The sequence below is a fragment of the Bradyrhizobium sacchari genome (genome assembly GCF_002068095.1).
Classification (GTDB): Bacteria; Pseudomonadota; Alphaproteobacteria; order Rhizobiales; family Xanthobacteraceae; genus Bradyrhizobium; species Bradyrhizobium sacchari.
Genome location: NZ_LWIG01000001.1, coordinates 520,484 through 536,164, shown reverse-complemented (window position 1 = coordinate 536,164; position 15,681 = coordinate 520,484). Strand labels below are relative to the sequence as shown.

Here is a 15,681-nt window from a genome sequence, read left to right as displayed (position 1 = left end):
TGTCACCGCGCGCTACGATGGCTCCTAATCAACAACGATCGGGAGACACGCCATGAGCTCACTCGCCGGCAAGCAGGGCCCGCGCTATCGCCACACAGCGGACGACGGCACGCCGTACGAGACGCTTCAGGTCGAAAAGCTCACCCCCATCATCGGCGCGGAAATCTCCGGCGTCGACATCGGCAAGCTCGTCTCCGATGATTCTCGGTCCAATCAACAGATGGACGAGATCCACCGCGCGCTCGCCGAAAACCTCGTCATTTTCTTTCGCGACCAGCACATCACGCCGCAGCAGCATCTCGCTTTCGGCCGCAAGTTCGGCGAGCTGCATTTCCATCCCGCAGCTCCCCACGAGGACGAAGATCCGGCGCTGATGAAGATCTACGCGGACAAGAATTCACCGCGCGCCAATGGCGAAGGCTGGCACTCCGACGTGTCCTGCGATCTCGAGCCGCCGATGGGCTCAATTCTCTACATTAAGCAGTGCCCGCCGCGCGGCGGCGACACGCTGTTCGCCAACATGTACGCGGCCTATGAGGTGCTGTCGGACCGCATGAAGGTCTATCTCGATGGTCTCACCGCGCTGCATGACGGCGAGCCGATCTATCGCGGGCTCTATGCGAATTATGGCGTTGCCGACAGGCCGAGTTACCCAAACGCGGAGCACCCGGTGGTACGCACCCATCCGGTCACGGGTAAGAAGGCGCTCTACGTCAACCGCGGCTTCACCCGCCACATCAACGGCATCCCGCGCGACGAGAGCGACGCGATGCTCGCCTATCTCTACCAGCACGCCGAGAACCCGCTGTTCCAGTGCCGTTTCCGCTGGACCGAGAACGCTATCGCCTTCTGGGACAACCGCTGCACCCAGCACCGCGCGATGTGGGATTACTGGCCGCACACGCGTTCAGGCACGCGCGTGACTGTGAAGGGGGAGCGGCCGGTCTGATCCCTCTCGTGCCCCGGACGCAGTGCAGCGCTTCTTCAGCGGTGCGCTGCAGAGCCGGGGCCCATCCTTGCGGCGAGCCGGGTCCCAGCTCTGCGTCGCGTCATTTCATGCCGCGCCTCCGGGACACGAGGTCATCCTTGCGTTGACGTCTTCCCGCTCCCGCGCCAATCTTCCTAAAAACAATCGGGAGGATTTTCATGCTCCGCGCCGAGGACAACAAGTTCCTGACCGAATCCGGCCGCGGGACCGGCATGGGCGAGCTGCTGCGCCGCTTCTGGATTCCCGTCCTCCTCTCAGAAGAGCTCCCCGAACCCGACGGCGAGCCGAAGAAGATCGTCGTGCTCGGCGAGGAACTGCTCGCCTTCCGCGACTCCCGCGGCGTTGTGGGCATCATCGACCAATACTGCCCGCATCGCGGCGCCAATCTCTGGCTCGGGCGCAACGAGGAATGCGGCATCCGCTGCGTCTATCACGGCTGGAAGTTCGACACCGACGGCCGTTGCGTCGACATGCCGACCTCCTATCCCGATCTCAACGCCAAGGATCTCATCCGCATCAAATCCTATCCGGTGCGCGAATGGGGCGAGATGATCTGGGCCTATATGGGACCGGCGGAGGAGATGCCTGAGCTGCCCGATCTCGAAATGGCGCTGCTGCCGGCATCGCACCGCTACGTCAGCAAGAAATGGCAGGATTGCAACTGGGTGCAGGCGCTGGAAGGCTCGATCGACACCGCGCATTTCACCTTCGCCCATCTCTCCTTCGACAAGGAGGAGAACGAGATCCTGGACATCAAGAAGCATTTTGTGAATCCGCTTCAGCGGATGTCGAGCGACCACATGCGCTGGATCGCCGAGGATCCGCGTCCCGTGATCAAGGTCGCTCCGCACGAAGCGGGGCTGACCATTGCCGGCGGCCGTCTCACCGGCAGCGACAATATCTACTGGCGCATCGCGCAATTCCTGATGCCGTTCCACGCCTATGCGCCGAGTGCGATGCCGGGCGAGAACATCTTTGGCCAGACTTTTGTACCCGTCACCGATACCAATTGCTGGATCTACACTTATGTCTGGAATCCGGAGCGGCCGCTGACGCAAGCCGAGCGCGACGCCTATGATCGGGGCAACGGTGTGATCGCGGAGGTCGACGACAATTACGTGCCGCTGCGCCACAGGGGCAACGACTATCTCATCGACCGCAAGCTCCAGAAGACTCGCAGCTACACCGGCATCAAGGGCGTCTCCGAGCAGGACGCCGCCGTGCAAGACAGCCAGGGCCCGATCGCCGACCGCACTCGCGAGCATCTCGGACCGACCGATCTTGGCATCATGCATTTCCGCAAAACCGTGATGGAGCTGGCGCGCGCACTCCAGCAGGGCGAGCCGCCGCCACAGGCCGCGCATCAGGATCGCTACGCGGTGCGCTCCGGCGCCTGCGTCACCAGCAAGGCCAAGGATTTGCCGGCCGTGATGCTGGAGCGTTTCGGCGACGTCGCCGGCTTCGTCGGCCGGCCACGAATCGCGGCAGCGGAGTAGCGCTTGAGGCAGTCGCGCAGCATCATCGCAGCTCTCGTTTCGCCGCTGGTCGCGTCGATCCTGCTGTCGTCGCCGGCATCTGTCGGCGAGGTCAAGGCCGCGGCAAAAATTGCGAAGGCCAGGCTGAAGCCGCTGCAGTCAGCGGCCAAATGCGAGATGCCGAGATTCCGGATCGTCGTGGATGTCGGTCACACCCCGGAGTCCTATGGCGCGTTGAGCGCACGGAACGATCCGGAGTTCGGCTTCAATTTCAGGCTCGCAAGGCTCATCACGGCGAAACTCAGGTCCGAAGGTTTCGCTGCAACCCGCCTGTTGGTCACGGACGGTAAGGCGCGGCCGAGCCTGTTCAAGCGCGTCAGTGTCGCAAATGACGGCAAGACCGATCTCTTCCTGTCGGTCCATCACGATTCGGTGCCGGACAGGCTGCTCGAGACCTGGGAGTTCGACGGCGCGAACAGCTATTTCAGCGACCGCTTTTCAGGGCACTCGCTGTTCGTCTCCGAGCGCAATCCGCACTTCACCACCAGTCTGACGCTGGCGCGGATGATCGGCAGGCAGTTGAAGGAGCAGGGCCTGCATTATGCCAGCCAATACACCTTGCCGGTGATGGGCCGCTACCGGCGCCAGTTGCTCGACAAGGATGTTGGCGTCTATCGCTATGACGGACTCGTCGTGCTGTCGCAAACGAGAAGCGCAGCCGTGCTGCTCGAAGCCGGCTCGATCATCAACCGCGACGAGGAGATGGCAATGAACTCGTCAGAGCGGCAGGACCTGATTGCAGGGGCTGTGGCTGCAGCGGTGGGGGAATTTTGCGCGAGACGGTAGCCGGCCCCGGTGCTTCAGCCTGTCATTGCGAGCGCAGCGAAGCAATCCAGGGTCTTTTCGCGGCGGTAGTCTGATTGCTTCGCTGTGCTCGCAATGACGGGAAGCTACAGCGGCCCCTCCCGATACTCCCGGTTCGCCAGACTCGCCTCCTCAAGATCCAGATCCCGCTCGATCCGCCGCCGCGTCTCGTCGGTGATCTGGCCGTCGCGCAGCAGGTCGTGGATGAATTTCCGCTCGGCATCGATCAGGCTCCGGGTCAGCGCAGTGCCGGCGGCGGAGACGTCATGATGGGCGGGATCGAGTGAATCCGGCAGCTGGTTGACGCGGATCTCGTGGCGGGCGCGCAGGAGCCGCATCACCTCGTCGGAGATCTCCTTTTCCGCCGTCAACGCGTCGAGCGATTTCAGCGCGGCGTCGAGCGCCTGGCGGCGCGCGGCGATCTCGGCCTCGTGCTCGGCGACATGCTCGGTACGGCCGGCTTCGGCGACGCCGAGCCAGCGCACCACCGGCGGCAGCGTCAGGCCGACGCCGATCAGCGTCACGAAGATGACGCCGAAGGCGACGAACAGGATCAGGTCGCGATACGGGAAGGCTTCGCCGCCCGGCAAGGTGAACGGCAGCGCCAGCGCAGCCGCCAGCGACACCGCGCCGCGCACGCCGGTGAAGGCGAGCACGAACGGCCATTGCCAGGGCGGCGACGGGTCGCGCTCGCGCAGCGATTTGGAGAGGATACGAGGCAGATAGGTCGCAGGATAGAGCCAGGCGAAGCGCGCGATCACAATGATGGTCAGAACCACGGCGGTCGCGAACAGGATGTCGTCGAGCGGAAAGGTTTTCGACTTTTCGTAGAGCGCGCGCATCTGGAAGCCGGTCAGCAGGAACAGCAGGCCCTCGATCAGGTAGATGATGAGATCCCAAAAGAAGATGCCCTGCAGGCGTGTCGCCGATGAGATCAGCAGCGGGCCGTTCCAGCTGACATAGAGACCGCAGGCGACGGTGGCGATCACGCCTGAGCCCCCGACATGCTCGGGCAGCCAGTAGGAGACATAGGGCGTGATCAGCGACAGCGTCAGCTCGACCTGCGGATCCCTCGACCATTTGCGGAAGCGGAGGGAGAGCCAGCCGACGCCGATGCCGAAGGCGATTTCGCCGGCGACGATGAGGGCAAACTCGCCGGCCGCCAGCGGCAGCGAGAAATGTCCGACCATGATCGCGGCCAGCGCGAAGCGGTAGAGGATCAGCGCGGTGGCGTCATTGGCGAGCCCCTCGCCTTCGAGGATGACCACGAGTCGGCGCGGCAAGTTGAGCCGCCGTGCGATCGCGAGCGGCGCTACCACGTCGGGCGGCGCGACGATGGCGCCGAGCAGGAAGCCCACGGTCAAGGGCAGGCCGATCAGATAATGCGTGGCGGCCGCCACCATCGCCGCGGTGAAGATCACCGCGCCGACCGCGAGCAGCACGATCGGCCGCAGATTGTTTCTGAACTCGCGCCAGCTCATGGCGACGCTCGCCGAGTAGATCAGCGGCGGCAGCACCATCAGCAGCACCAGTTCCGGCGGCAGCTCGACCGGCGGCATGCCCGGCACGAAGGCGAGGCCGACGCCGGAGAGCATCAGCAGGATCGCGGGCGCGATGTTGAAACGGCGGGNCCCCGCCAGCACCGTGAGCAGGATCAGGAAGGTCTGGAATTTCGCTGCGATCATGGCCTGTCTTCGCCCGGAAGCGGCCATGAGGTCAATGCGGTGGCTCTACGCCAGCCGGTCCGCCACCATGCGTCCGATGCGGGCGAATACGGCTTCAATCTGCGGAGCAGTCGGCGTGCCGCCCTGGGTATAGGCCGCGATCAGGACCGGCGCATCCGGCTTCGGCCAGGCAACCGCAATGTCGCCTGCTGCGTCCTTGCCGTTGTAGCCGGTCTTGTCGCCGATCTTCCAGTCAGCCGGCAGGCCGCCGCGCAGCCGGTTTGCACCGGTCTTGCAGTTCACCATCCAGTCGGTGAGCCGCCTGCGCGACGCCGGCGAAAGCGCCTCGCTTGTCACCAGCCGCCGCAAATTGCCCGCCATCGCCGCCGGCGTCGTGGTGTCCTGGGGGTTGCCGGGCGGGGAGCGATTGAGCTCGGGCTCGTTGTGGTCGAGCCGTGAGGTGGTGTCACCGAGCGACCGCCAGAACGCCGTCAGGGCGGCGGGCCCGCCGATCCGCGCCAGCAGCAGATTGGCGCAGGTGTTGTCGCTGAGTTCGACGATCGCCTTGCACATTTCGGCGACCGACATCTTGCCGGCCGCGAGATTTTGCTTGGCGACCGGCGCGTAGTCGAGCAGGTCGGCCTCGCCGTAAGCGATCATGGCCGCAAGCTGCTCCTCGCCGCGATCGACCCGCGCCAGCACGCTAGCCGCGAGCGAAGCCTTGAAGGTCGAGCACATGACGAAGCGCTCGTCGGCCCGCCAGGCAAGCTTTTTGCCGGTTGCGAGATTTTCCGCATAGAGCCCGATCCGGCCGCCGCTGTCGCGCTCGTAGGATTCGAGCTCCGGCGGCGCCTCCGCGGCAAGCGCGGGGGAGGCGGCCATCCAGCAGAGCGAGGCGAGCAGGGAGCGGCGGTCGAGAAGCATGGCGGCACTTTCAGTGAGGGGAGGTGGGACATGAGCGGATGCTGCATCCGCATCGTCATTGCGAGCGCAGCGAACCAATCCAGCCTGTCTCTGCGGAGAGATTCTGGATTGGTTCGCTGCGCTCGTAATGACGGAGAGTGGGGGGTAAGCGCGTCCGAACTTGGGCAGCGGAAGTTTTGCCCCTCACTCCTTCAGGTCATACCTGTACGATTTCGACACGATCTGCCAGCCGTCGGCGAGCTTCATCGCCACCAGATAGTCGGTGAAATAGCGCGGCGGCAGCTGGCATCGCACCTTGATGAAGGCGGTTTTGTCGTCGGAACGGTCGATGGTGACGATGAAATCCTCGCGCGGCTTGCCTTCGGCCTTGGCGGAGGGGCGCTTGCGCACCCAGGCGAGCCAGTCCGGCACGGTCAGGATCTTCAGCTCACCCTTTTCCACCCAGCGCAGATCGGCGGACGGATGGAAGACGGCGCCGAGCTTGTCGGCGTCACCCTCATAGAGTCCGTCGAAATAGGATTGCACGACGGCTTCGACGCTCGAACGGTTCTGGCTCATGGGTCATCCCTTTGCATGATGGCTTGGGCGAAACTTAGTCGTACACTTAGAAATGCGCTATGGGTGTGTCAGTCATTTGCGCGCAGGCCTCGTCATGACCGGATCAGAAAATTCGAACGCTCGTATCCTGGTCGGCGAATGCTATTGCCGCACGGTCCGCTTCGAGGTGGCCGACGCCTTCTCCTACGCGATGAACTGCCACTGTTCGAACTGCCGCCGCACCACCGGCTCGGCCTTCAAGCCGTTCGCCGGGATCGAGCAACACGAGCTCCGTATCGTCCATGGCGAAGACCAGCGGCTGATCTACGGCGATGACACCACCCATGACGCCCACTGCGCCCGCTGCGGCTCGCTGCTTTATTCCCGGGTGCGGGAGGGACAATGGGTGCATGTCGCCATGGGAACCCTGGTCGATGCCCCTTCGATCCGGCCGAGCGCCCATATTTTCGTCGGCTCGAAGGCGCCCTGGCACGAGATCACGGACGATCTGCCGCAATATCGGGGGCATATCGGCGATCCCTAGGGGAACCCAGCCCGCGCCCGCTTATGTCGCCGAACCCCGACCGCGCTGGCGCGACAAACATAGAGGGTCTTTCGGCCTGTCGTGGTGCCGCCATCGTGACCTCCATCACAAGCGCTGGCGATTGGTCCTGCTAAAGCGATCCCAAAGGGCCCCGGATGGCCCTGAACTTCGGAAGTCCTGTCATGCGCAACCTGCTCAGACTTTGCCCGCTTCTCCTTGCTGCCGCGCTGCTGTTCGGCGCCGGGCCCGCTTTTGCCGGAAAGCGCGTCGCGCTGGTGCTCGCCAACTCGGCCTATCAGCACGCGCCCTCGCTGGCCAACCCCGTCAACGACGGGGCGGTGATGGCGAAGACGCTGAGGGAGGCCGGTTTCGACGTGGTCGATTCCCGGCACGATTTGTCCGCCCAGGATACGCGGCGTGTGCTGCGCGATTTCGCCGACGCGACCCGCAATGCCGACATTGCCGTGGTCTACTATGCCGGTCACGGCATCGAGGTCGAAGGCTCCAACTATCTGATCCCCGTCGACGCCAGGCTCGAGCGCGATACCGACGTCTACGACGAAGCGCTGTCGCTCGACCGCGTCCTGGTCGCGGTCGAGCCCGCCAAGCAGCTCCGCCTGGTGATCCTGGACGCCTGCCGCGACAATCCGTTCGGCAAGACCATGAAGCGCACCATCGCCTCGCGCGGCATCGGCCGCGGCCTCGCCCAGGTCGAGCCGACCAGCCCCAACACCCTGATCGCCTATTCGGCCAAGGCCGGCTTCACGGCGCAGGACGGCGACGGTGCCAACAGCCCGTTTACGGTCGCGCTGTCGAAGCATCTGACGACGCCGGGCCTCGATGTCCGCCGCGCCTTCGGCTTCGTGCGCGACGACGTGCTGAAGTCGACCGGCAACAAGCAGGAGCCGTTCGTCTATGGCTCGCTCGGCGGCGACGACGTGCCGCTGGTGCCGGTCAAGGCGGTGGCTGCAGCGCCCGCGGCACCTGTGCCGAACCCGCAGGCCGAAATCCGTCGCGATTACGAGCTCTCGCTGCAGGTCGGCAACCGGGCGGCGTGGGAGGCGTTTCTCGCCCAGCACCCCGATGGCTTCTATGCGAATCTTGCAAAGCTTCAGCTTGAGAAAATCGGCGCCGAGCAGGCTCATGCGGCGGCGATCGAGAAGGCGAAACAGGCCGAGGCCGAGCGCGACCGTCTTGCCGCCCTCGGCGCGCAAAAAGATGCGCAGGCCAAGGCTGCTGCCGATGCAAGGGCGGCCGAGCAGGCCCAACTCGCCGCGCAGAAGGCGAAGGAACAGGCGCAGCAACAGGCCGCCGCCGCCGAACAGCAGCGCGTCAATCTCGCCGCCGCGGCGCCGAGCACCGCACCGGCCAGCACCGCGAGCCCGGCCGGCACCAATGTTGCCTCGCTCACTCCGGCGGCGGCACCGGCCGATCTCAGCCGCTCGGTGCAGACCGAGCTTGGCCGGGTCGGTTGCTTCTCCGGACAGGCCGACGGCAACTGGAACACGTCCTCGCAGCGATCACTGTCGCAGTTCAATCGCTATGCCGGCACCAAGCTCGACGTGAAGGTCGCGAGCAGCGACGCGCTCGACGCGGTCAAGTCCAAGCCGTCGCGGGTCTGTCCGCTGGTTTGCGAGCACGGCTTCAAGGCCGACGGCGACAAGTGCACGAAGATCGTCTGCCGTGAAGGCTATGCGGTCAACGACGACAATGAATGCGAGAAGCAGCGCGCCGCAAAGCCGGCCAAGCCTGCAACCGCCAAGCGCGACGACAGTGATGAACGCCCCGCCGCCCGGCAGCGTCGTCAGGCCGGCGGTGGTGCGGCCACTGAGGCGGCAGGCGGCTACGGTGCGGCTGCGGGCATCGCTGCCGCCGCCGGCCGTCGCTCGGGTAGCGGGCAGGTCTTCTGCAACAGCAGCGGTTGCCGCCCGGTCAGTCGCGGCTGCCATCTCGAATATCGCGGTGGCGGCGGCCCCGGCAACGATGCCAATGCCGAGGTGTGTTATTGAGGCGACTGAGTCGTCCCGGTCCCCGTGCGCAATTGCGCAACTAGACCGGGACGACGTCAACCCGAAATCGCGCTCGCCGCGATGTTGACCGTCAGCGCCAGCAAGGCCGTGTTGTAGATGAAGGACACGATGCCGTGGGCGGTGGCGGTGCGGCGGATGGTCTTGTCGGTGATGCCGACGTCGGAGACCTGGGCGGTCATGCCGATCACGAACGAGAAATAGACGAAGTCCCAATAGTCGGCGTGGTCCTCCTTGTCGCCGCTCGGGAATTGCAGGCCGCCCGGCGTGGCGTCGCGGTAATAATCATGCGCGTAATGCAGCGCGAAGGTCGTGTGCACGGCGGCCCATGACAGCGCGATCGTGGTGATCGCGATGGTCAGCTCCAACACCCCGCGATGCGACGTGCCGAGTTCGGAGACGATCGCCGCGATGCTGGCGAAGGCGCCCGTCGCCGTCACCAGCAGGATCACGAAGCGGCCGTCGTCCTGCATCGCGGCGGCGCGGCGGATGTGCTGGTGGTCGTTGCACAGCATCATCGCATAGACCAGCACGAGATAGACTGCGATCAGCGCATCCCAGCCGAACAGGAACCGCGTCACCAGCCGATGCGAGCCCGGCAGCAGCAAGCTGACCAGGATGCCGGCCGCGAGTGCGATGAAGGTCCGCGGCCGTGCATAGATCAGCCGCACTGGCCGCGACATCTTGCGGAAGCGGGCGAGAACGGGATCTTCTTTGTCGGTGACCATGATGGCTCCAGCCCTCGCTCAACTCTCGTTGTCGCCGCGTCGCAGGTGCGCTCCCTCCCCCCTTGCGGGGGAGGGGCGGGGAGAGGGTGCCTCCACAAGCGAGAACCCCCAAGAGGAAAGAGCTTTCACCGGCGCTGCGCGCCGACCTCTCCGCAAGCGGGAGAGGTGAGGGAGCCCGGAGCTACTAGTTCTTCCGCTCGGCGACGAAGCGCGCGGCGGCCTGCAGCACGGCGGCGCGGTCGCCGAAGATCGAAACGGCACTGTCGGCGCGCGCGAGCAGGTCGCGAACGCGCTGCTTGGCGCCTTCGATGCCGAGCTGGGTGACGAAGGTGGTCTTGCCGAGCGCGGCATCGGCCCCGGCCGGCTTGCCGAGCGCGGCGGCATCGCCTTCGACGTCGAGCAGATCGTCCGCGATCTGGAAGGCTTCGCCGAGCGCGCGGCCGTAATCGTCGAGCGCCTGATATTCCTTCTGCGAAGCCTGGCCGAGGATCGCGCCGGCGATGCAGCCGTAGCGCAGCAGCGCGCCCGTCTTCATCTGCTGAATGCGGGCAACGTCGATCGGCTCGTTGCCGCCGAAGCGGCCTTCGCCGGCAAGATCGAGGATCTGTCCGCCGACCATGCCGCCGATGCCGGCGCAGCGCGCCAGCGCGCGCGTCAGCAGCAGTCGCACATTGGCGTCGCGATGGATCTCGTCACGGGTGACGATGTCGAAGGCGAGCGTGAGCAGGCCGTCGCCGGCGAGGATCGCGGTGGCATCGTCGGTCTGCTTGTGCAGGGTCGGGCGGCCGCGGCGCAGGTCGGAATTGTCCATCGCCGGCAGATCGTCGTGGATCAGCGAATAGCAGTGGATGCATTCGAGCGCGGCGCCCACGAGCAGGGCCGCCTCGCGCGGCACGCCGAACACCGCTGCGCTTTCGACCACCAGGAACGGCCGCAGGCGCTTGCCGCCGTTGAGGCTCGAATAGCGCATTGCGTCCATCAGTCGCTTGGGCCGGGCGATCTCATCGTGCAGGATGTCGTCCGACAGCAGACGCCCGAGCAGGGCCTCGGTATCATCAGCGGTCTTGTCCAGACGTTTGGCGAAATCGGACGGGGACGTGCCGGTCATCAAGAAGGGCTCCAGAACTAAAATTCGGCGGGACAATCCTTTATGCGCCCGCCTCAGTCAATCGTTTGGAGGGCCTAAAAAGTGCTGGAAAAGGCCCGAATTATCACAGACTTAATGGCCCAGCCCATGGCCGCGCTTCAGCTTGCGCCGGAAAGGTCGATTTGCGCATCGTCAAAATCCTGCTGGTGGTGCTCGCGGTCGTGGTCCTCGCGCCCTATGTGATCGCGCCGTTCTACCGCACCGGCCACCCTGTTTCGACGCTGATGGCCTGGCGCAGCTTGCGGGGCGCGCCGATGCAGCGGGAGTGGATCGATCTGGTGGATATGTCCCCCTATCTGCCGCGCGCGGTGGTGGCGGCCGAGGACGCCCATTTCTGCAAGCATCGCGGCATCGATTGGGGCGCGCTGCGCGAGGCAATCGACGACGCGAGGGAGGACGGCACCGCCTTCCGGGGCGCCTCCACCATTACCCAGCAGGTGGCGAAAAACCTGTTCCTCTGGCAGGGGCGGGATTTCGTCCGCAAGGCGCTCGAATTCCCGCTGGCGATGTGGATCGACCTGGTCCTGCCCAAGCCGCGGATCCTCGAAATCTACCTCAACATCGCCGAGCTCGGCCCGCAGGGGCAGTTTGGCGTCGAGGCGGCCAGCGCCTATGCCTTCGGGAAATCGGCCGAAAACCTCTCGCCCCGGGAGGCTGCCCTTCTGGCCGCGATCCTGCCGAATCCGGTCAAACGAAGCGCCCGGCCCCCCGGGCCGGGCGTCCGCCGGCTGGCCGCAACCTATATGGCGCGGGGGCAGGCGAGCTCACTTGTCACCTGCTGGCGGGAAAATCGCTGATTTCGGGCCCTTTTCGGACGTATTTTCCAGTCCAAAAGCCTAGCTTTACGGCCAGCCTTCCTCTATAAGCCCGGCCTTGATCGGCATTCAGCTCGCCTCGTATTGCGGGTGCTGAGCCGTCCCCTCCCGGACGATGCCCTGATGACACCAATCCCTAGAGGATATTGAAATGGCCGTTCCGAGAAGAAAAACCTCGCCGTCGCGCCGTGGCATGCGCCGCTCGGCAGACGCCATCAAGAAGCCGACCTATGTGGAAGACAAGGACTCCGGCGAGCTCCGTCGTCCGCACCATCTCGACCTCAAGACCGGCATGTACAAGGGCCGTCAGGTCCTGAAGAAGAAAGAGTCCTGAGCACGGACTGTTTCTTCAGGCGGGTTATCCTCAATCAGGATGACGTGACCCGCCTGATTTCGGCCAACCCATGAGATATGACAGTGACGGCGGCGGAGCAAATGCTTCGCCGCTGCATTGTTCTGTCCGGATATCTTGATCGAGAAGGCATTTCGCCGATGGTCGGTTTCCCGCTGCTCCTGATTCCGCTCGCGGTCTACAACATCATCGCCTTCCTGATGCCCAGCGTGTCCTTCTCGGACGTGCTGTTCAAGGTGCCGATGATCACGGGCGAGACCTGGCCGGTCACGCTCGCCGACCTCCTGCTCGCGCTCGGCGTGGTGCTGCTGCTGCTCGAGGTGGTCAAAGGCGCTCGGCCCGGCTCGAAATTCCTGATGGATCATCTGCTGTCGCTGATCATATTCGGCGCGGCCGCCGCCGAATTCGTGATGTGGCCCAAATTCGGCAACTCCACCTTTTTCCTGCTGGTGCTGCTGGCGATGGCCGATTTCTTCGGCGGCATCGCCCAGCGTACGCGCCGCCGCGTCACCTATGTCGCCGAGACGACAGTGCCGGCGCCGCGCAAGGCCAAGCGCCGGCCTGAGCCGCCGGCGGAGGATGTCACCTCCGAACCCAAGTTCGAGCCGGTTCCGGCGCCGGTAGTGCCGCCCGCGCCCTCCGCGCAGTCGGTCGCCGAATCCGTGCTGATGGATCATCCCGCGCCGAAGCCGGTCAGCCCGCCGTCGCCGGAAATCCCCTCGCCGCATCTGCAGCCGGGCAATGGCACGCCGTCGTCCCCTGACGCTGCGCGCTGATCGGTCTCAAACCACCTGCCGCGTGCGGGCGCTGACGCTTCCGAGCGGGCGCTTGCTGCCATAGGCCATCAGCGCATCCTCGGACGCGGCACGGCGCAGCCGGCTGGTCTGGGGCAGGTGCTCGGCATTGGCGATCAGCTGCGTGACGAAGCTCGGATCGGGGCGGGGCAGCGGCACCTTGTGGAGCCATTGCACAGTCGGGATCAGCGGCACCAGGGCCGTGCCCATGCTGCCTGCCGCCTCATCCGATCCATCAGTACTCAACATCGCGATCACCGTTGGTCCGGCGGACATTGTCGCGTTTCGGGACGCGAACCGCCGGTGCGTGTCAGTACTCGCAAGGCCTATGCCGGGCGGGCCGGTTTGGTTCCCCCCTTGCTTCACAACGTGGTTTCCAAATTGTTTATCAACTTTGCCTAGGGTCAAAGCCGAATCTGGCTCTATCCTGTGCCGGCTCAGGACTCCCGTTGTCCCGAAATGAGGCGATTTTGACCCCTGCATTGCCGCAAGCCTCCGACATCCTGGCCGCGCTCGGTCAGGCCGTGTTCGCCTGGGACCTCGTCAGCGATGCCATCGTCTGGGGTGAGCAGGTCAGCGCCGTCTTCCCCGGCATCCCCGCCGAGCGGCTCGCGACCGGCGCCGAATTCGCCAAGCTGATCGAGCCCGCGCACTCGGCGCGGACCGCCGCGCTGGCGCAGACCTCCCCCGTGCACGGCGCCGGCGGCACGCCCTACCGTGTCGAGTACGGCGTGCGCATGAGCGCGTCCGATCCCGTGGTCTGGATCGAGGAGACCGGCCGCTGGTTCGCCGGCCCCGATGGCCGCCCGACGCGTGCGATCGGCTCCGTCCGCATCAACAACGAGCGCCACGCCCGCGACGAGGAACTGACCAAGCTCGCCCGGCTCGATCCGCTGACCGGCGAGCTCAACCGCTCCTATCTGATCGCGGCGCTGGCCGAGGCGATCGAGGAGACGACCCGCTTCCGCTCGACCGCGGCCTTCATGCTGGTCGGCATCGATCACCTCGCCCGCGTCAACGACGCTTTCGGCTTCGATGTTGCCGACGCGGTCATCCTCGACATCGCCAAGCGCATCCGCGCGCGCCTGCGCGGCGGCGACGTGCTCGGACGGTTCTCCGGCAACAAGTTCGGCCTGATCCTGAAGAACTGCACCATCGACGACATGAACGTCGCCGCCGAGCGTTTCCTCGCCGGCATCCGTGACGAGGTGGTGCCGACGAAATCCGGCCCGGTCTCGGTCACTGCATCGATCGGCGCGGTCAGCCTGCCGCGATATGCCCGCAACACCGACGAGGCCGTGAACCGCGCCCATGAGACGCTGGACGCCGCCAAGCGCCGCCGCGCCGGTTCGTTCGCGGCCTGGCGTCCGGACGCCACGCGCGATGCGCAGCGCCGCGTCAACATCCGCGTCACCGACGAGATCGTCACCGCGCTGAACGAGCGCCGCATCAAGCTCGCTTATGAGCCCGTCGTGTCGGCCGTCTCGCGTCAGCGCGCATTCCACGAATGCCTGGTGCGGATGGACCAGGGCGACGGCCAGGTGCTGCTCGCGCCCGACATCGTGCCGGTCGCCGAACGGCTTGGCCTCATCCGCCTGGTCGATCACCGCGTGCTCGAGCTCGTGGTCGCCGAGCTCGCGGCCGCGCCCGATGTCAGTCTCAGCCTCAATATCTCGCCGGACACCACCATGGATCCGGACTGGTGGGCGGGAATCGAGTCGCTGATGCTGGCCCATCCCGGCGTCGCCGAGCGGCTGATCGTCGAGATCACCGAGACGGTCGCGATCCAGGATATCGACGACGTGCGCGGTTTCGTCACGCGGCTGAAGAATTTCGGCAGCCGCATCGCCATCGACGATTTCGGCGCTGGCTACACTTCGTTCCGCAACCTGCGCAAGCTCGGCGTCGACATCGTCAAGATCGACGGCGCCTTCGTGCAGAACATCACGCACTCCGCCGACGATCGTGCCTTCGTGCAGACCCTGATCGACCTCGCCCGCCGCCTCGACATCAAGACCGTCGCCGAGTGGGTGCAGGACGAAGAGGCCGCCAACATGCTGCGGGACTGGGGCTGCGACTACATCCAGGGCCGCCTGATCGGGCTGGCGTCTGCCGAGCGTCCGTGGGGCGCCTCGGCGGATAGCGTATTGCCGGCGGCGGGCTGAGACATCGTAGAGTGGGCAACGCGACTTGCCCGCAGGAGCTCGGAGAGCGAAGGCGGAAGCGGGCCCACCATTCGCGCTGCATGGCTGGCGAGATGATGGGGGCGGCGCAAGCGCACCTTTGCCCTCCCTACGATTGCTCTCGTGGGCTCGACTCTCTCCTCCGTCATTGCGAGCGCAGCGAAGCAATCCAGAATCTTTCCGCGGCGGCAGTCTGGATTGCTTCGCTTCGCTCGCAATGACGATGCGGCTACGCCACACAAATCCCCGCCACCGCGACCTTCTGAAACAGGTGCGGACTTGCGACGGCGGATGAAGGGTAGTCCGCGATCTTCGCGCGGAATTCCGGGTGGGTGAAAGCCGCGCGGAAATGCGCATTGGACTCCCAGACCGCGTAGTTCAGATAGGTCGAATTGTCGCCGATCGCGCGGTGGAGCTGGGTCGAGATGAAGCCCGGTTGCCGCTTCATGAAGGCGGCATCGTCCTGCCAGTTCTTCAGGAACCGTTGTTCATCCGCGGCATCCAGCGTGAACAGGTTGACCAGCACCACGGGCCCGGCATCGAGCGCGATCTGGCGGTCGATCGGGAAGGCCGGGTTGAGCGGACGCATCTGGGGCATGACATCACTCCCTGTAATTGGTATCATCATGTCAATTCGAC

16 protein-coding genes and 1 pseudogene are annotated in these 15,681 nt (G+C 65.4%); 9 read left to right on the top strand and 8 right to left on the bottom strand.

Annotated elements, in window-relative coordinates; translation table 11 throughout:
* The first annotated feature begins 52 nt into the window (after positions 1 to 52).
* From A5906_RS02460 to A5906_RS02450, 3 genes are all read left to right on the top strand, one after another.
* On the top strand, positions 53 to 949 hold the full coding sequence (locus A5906_RS02460) for a TauD/TfdA dioxygenase family protein (protein ID WP_080133662.1): 897 nt from the start codon (positions 53 to 55) through the stop codon (positions 947 to 949).
* A 197-nt stretch (positions 950 to 1,146) separates the two neighbouring features.
* Entirely contained in the window at positions 1,147 to 2,484 is a 1,338-nt protein-coding gene (locus tag A5906_RS02455) for a Rieske 2Fe-2S domain-containing protein (protein WP_080133661.1), read from the top strand.
* Positions 2,485 to 2,487: 3 nt separating this feature from the next.
* Positions 2,488 to 3,309, top strand: coding sequence for an N-acetylmuramoyl-L-alanine amidase (locus A5906_RS02450; RefSeq protein ID WP_080133660.1), 822 nt, complete (start codon positions 2,488 to 2,490; stop codon positions 3,307 to 3,309).
* 104 nt (positions 3,310 to 3,413) lie between these two features.
* Here A5906_RS02450 and A5906_RS02445 read toward each other — a convergent pair.
* From A5906_RS02445 to A5906_RS02435, 4 genes and pseudogenes are all read right to left on the bottom strand, one after another.
* Positions 3,414 to 4,957: pseudogene (locus A5906_RS02445) on the bottom strand (Na+/H+ antiporter); the annotation flags it as partial.
* Position 4,958: 1 nt separating this feature from the next.
* Positions 4,959 to 5,012: hypothetical protein (locus A5906_RS45910; RefSeq protein WP_283807658.1), on the bottom strand; the 54-nt coding region annotated here is incomplete at its 3' end.
* 45 nt (positions 5,013 to 5,057) lie between these two features.
* Positions 5,058 to 5,915 (bottom strand): class A beta-lactamase, encoded by an 858-nt coding sequence (gene bla / locus A5906_RS02440; protein WP_080133659.1) that lies wholly within the window; start codon positions 5,913 to 5,915, stop codon positions 5,058 to 5,060.
* 183 nt (positions 5,916 to 6,098) lie between these two features.
* The gene (locus tag A5906_RS02435) at positions 6,099 to 6,473 is read right to left on the bottom strand and encodes a nuclear transport factor 2 family protein (RefSeq protein WP_080133658.1); all 375 of its coding nucleotides are present in this window, start codon (positions 6,471 to 6,473) and stop codon (positions 6,099 to 6,101) included.
* Positions 6,474 to 6,567: 94 nt separating this feature from the next.
* Between A5906_RS02435 and A5906_RS02430 the strand changes: the two genes are divergently transcribed.
* Entirely contained in the window at positions 6,568 to 6,996 is a 429-nt protein-coding gene (locus A5906_RS02430; RefSeq protein ID WP_080133657.1) for a GFA family protein, read from the top strand.
* Between the two features lie 182 nt (positions 6,997 to 7,178).
* Positions 7,179 to 9,005, top strand: coding sequence for a caspase family protein (locus tag A5906_RS02425; protein ID WP_080134034.1), 1,827 nt, complete (start codon positions 7,179 to 7,181; stop codon positions 9,003 to 9,005).
* A 56-nt stretch (positions 9,006 to 9,061) separates the two neighbouring features.
* Here A5906_RS02425 and A5906_RS02420 read toward each other — a convergent pair whose 3' ends face one another.
* Together A5906_RS02420 and A5906_RS02415 are read right to left on the bottom strand one after the other, a co-directional pair.
* A complete protein-coding gene (locus A5906_RS02420) occupies positions 9,062 to 9,751 on the bottom strand; it encodes a DUF1345 domain-containing protein (RefSeq protein WP_080133656.1) in 690 nt (229 codons plus the stop codon).
* A 184-nt stretch (positions 9,752 to 9,935) separates the two neighbouring features.
* Positions 9,936 to 10,859: a polyprenyl synthetase family protein gene (locus A5906_RS02415; protein ID WP_080133655.1), complete on the bottom strand. Its 924-nt coding sequence runs from the start codon at positions 10,857 to 10,859 to the stop codon at positions 9,936 to 9,938.
* 161 nt (positions 10,860 to 11,020) lie between these two features.
* On the opposite strand from A5906_RS02415, the gene mtgA reads away from it, so the two are divergent.
* The 3 genes from mtgA to A5906_RS02400 all read left to right on the top strand — a co-directional run bounded on the left by mtgA (position 11,021) and on the right by A5906_RS02400 (position 12,841).
* Positions 11,021 to 11,695 (top strand): monofunctional biosynthetic peptidoglycan transglycosylase, encoded by a 675-nt coding sequence (gene mtgA / locus A5906_RS02410; RefSeq protein ID WP_080133654.1) that lies wholly within the window; start codon positions 11,021 to 11,023, stop codon positions 11,693 to 11,695.
* 169 nt (positions 11,696 to 11,864) lie between these two features.
* A complete protein-coding gene (rpmF, locus tag A5906_RS02405) occupies positions 11,865 to 12,047 on the top strand; it encodes a 50S ribosomal protein L32 (RefSeq protein WP_007598106.1) in 183 nt (60 codons plus the stop codon).
* 158 nt (positions 12,048 to 12,205) lie between these two features.
* Positions 12,206 to 12,841: a hypothetical protein gene (locus A5906_RS02400; RefSeq protein WP_080134033.1), complete on the top strand. Its 636-nt coding sequence runs from the start codon at positions 12,206 to 12,208 to the stop codon at positions 12,839 to 12,841.
* Positions 12,842 to 12,847: 6 nt separating this feature from the next.
* Here the strand turns inward: A5906_RS02400 and A5906_RS02395 are convergent, their stop codons facing one another.
* Positions 12,848 to 13,108: a hypothetical protein gene (locus A5906_RS02395; protein ID WP_080134032.1), complete on the bottom strand. Its 261-nt coding sequence runs from the start codon at positions 13,106 to 13,108 to the stop codon at positions 12,848 to 12,850.
* Between the two features lie 221 nt (positions 13,109 to 13,329).
* On the opposite strand from A5906_RS02395, the gene A5906_RS02390 reads away from it, so the two are divergent.
* On the top strand, positions 13,330 to 15,024 hold the full coding sequence (locus A5906_RS02390) for a bifunctional diguanylate cyclase/phosphodiesterase (protein WP_080133653.1): 1,695 nt from the start codon (positions 13,330 to 13,332) through the stop codon (positions 15,022 to 15,024).
* A gap of 247 nt (positions 15,025 to 15,271) precedes the next feature.
* Here A5906_RS02390 and A5906_RS02385 read toward each other — a convergent pair whose 3' ends face one another.
* Complete coding sequence (locus A5906_RS02385) at positions 15,272 to 15,640, bottom strand: antibiotic biosynthesis monooxygenase family protein (protein ID WP_080133652.1); 369 nt, start codon at positions 15,638 to 15,640, stop codon at positions 15,272 to 15,274.
* Positions 15,641 to 15,681: the final 41 nt, after the last annotated feature.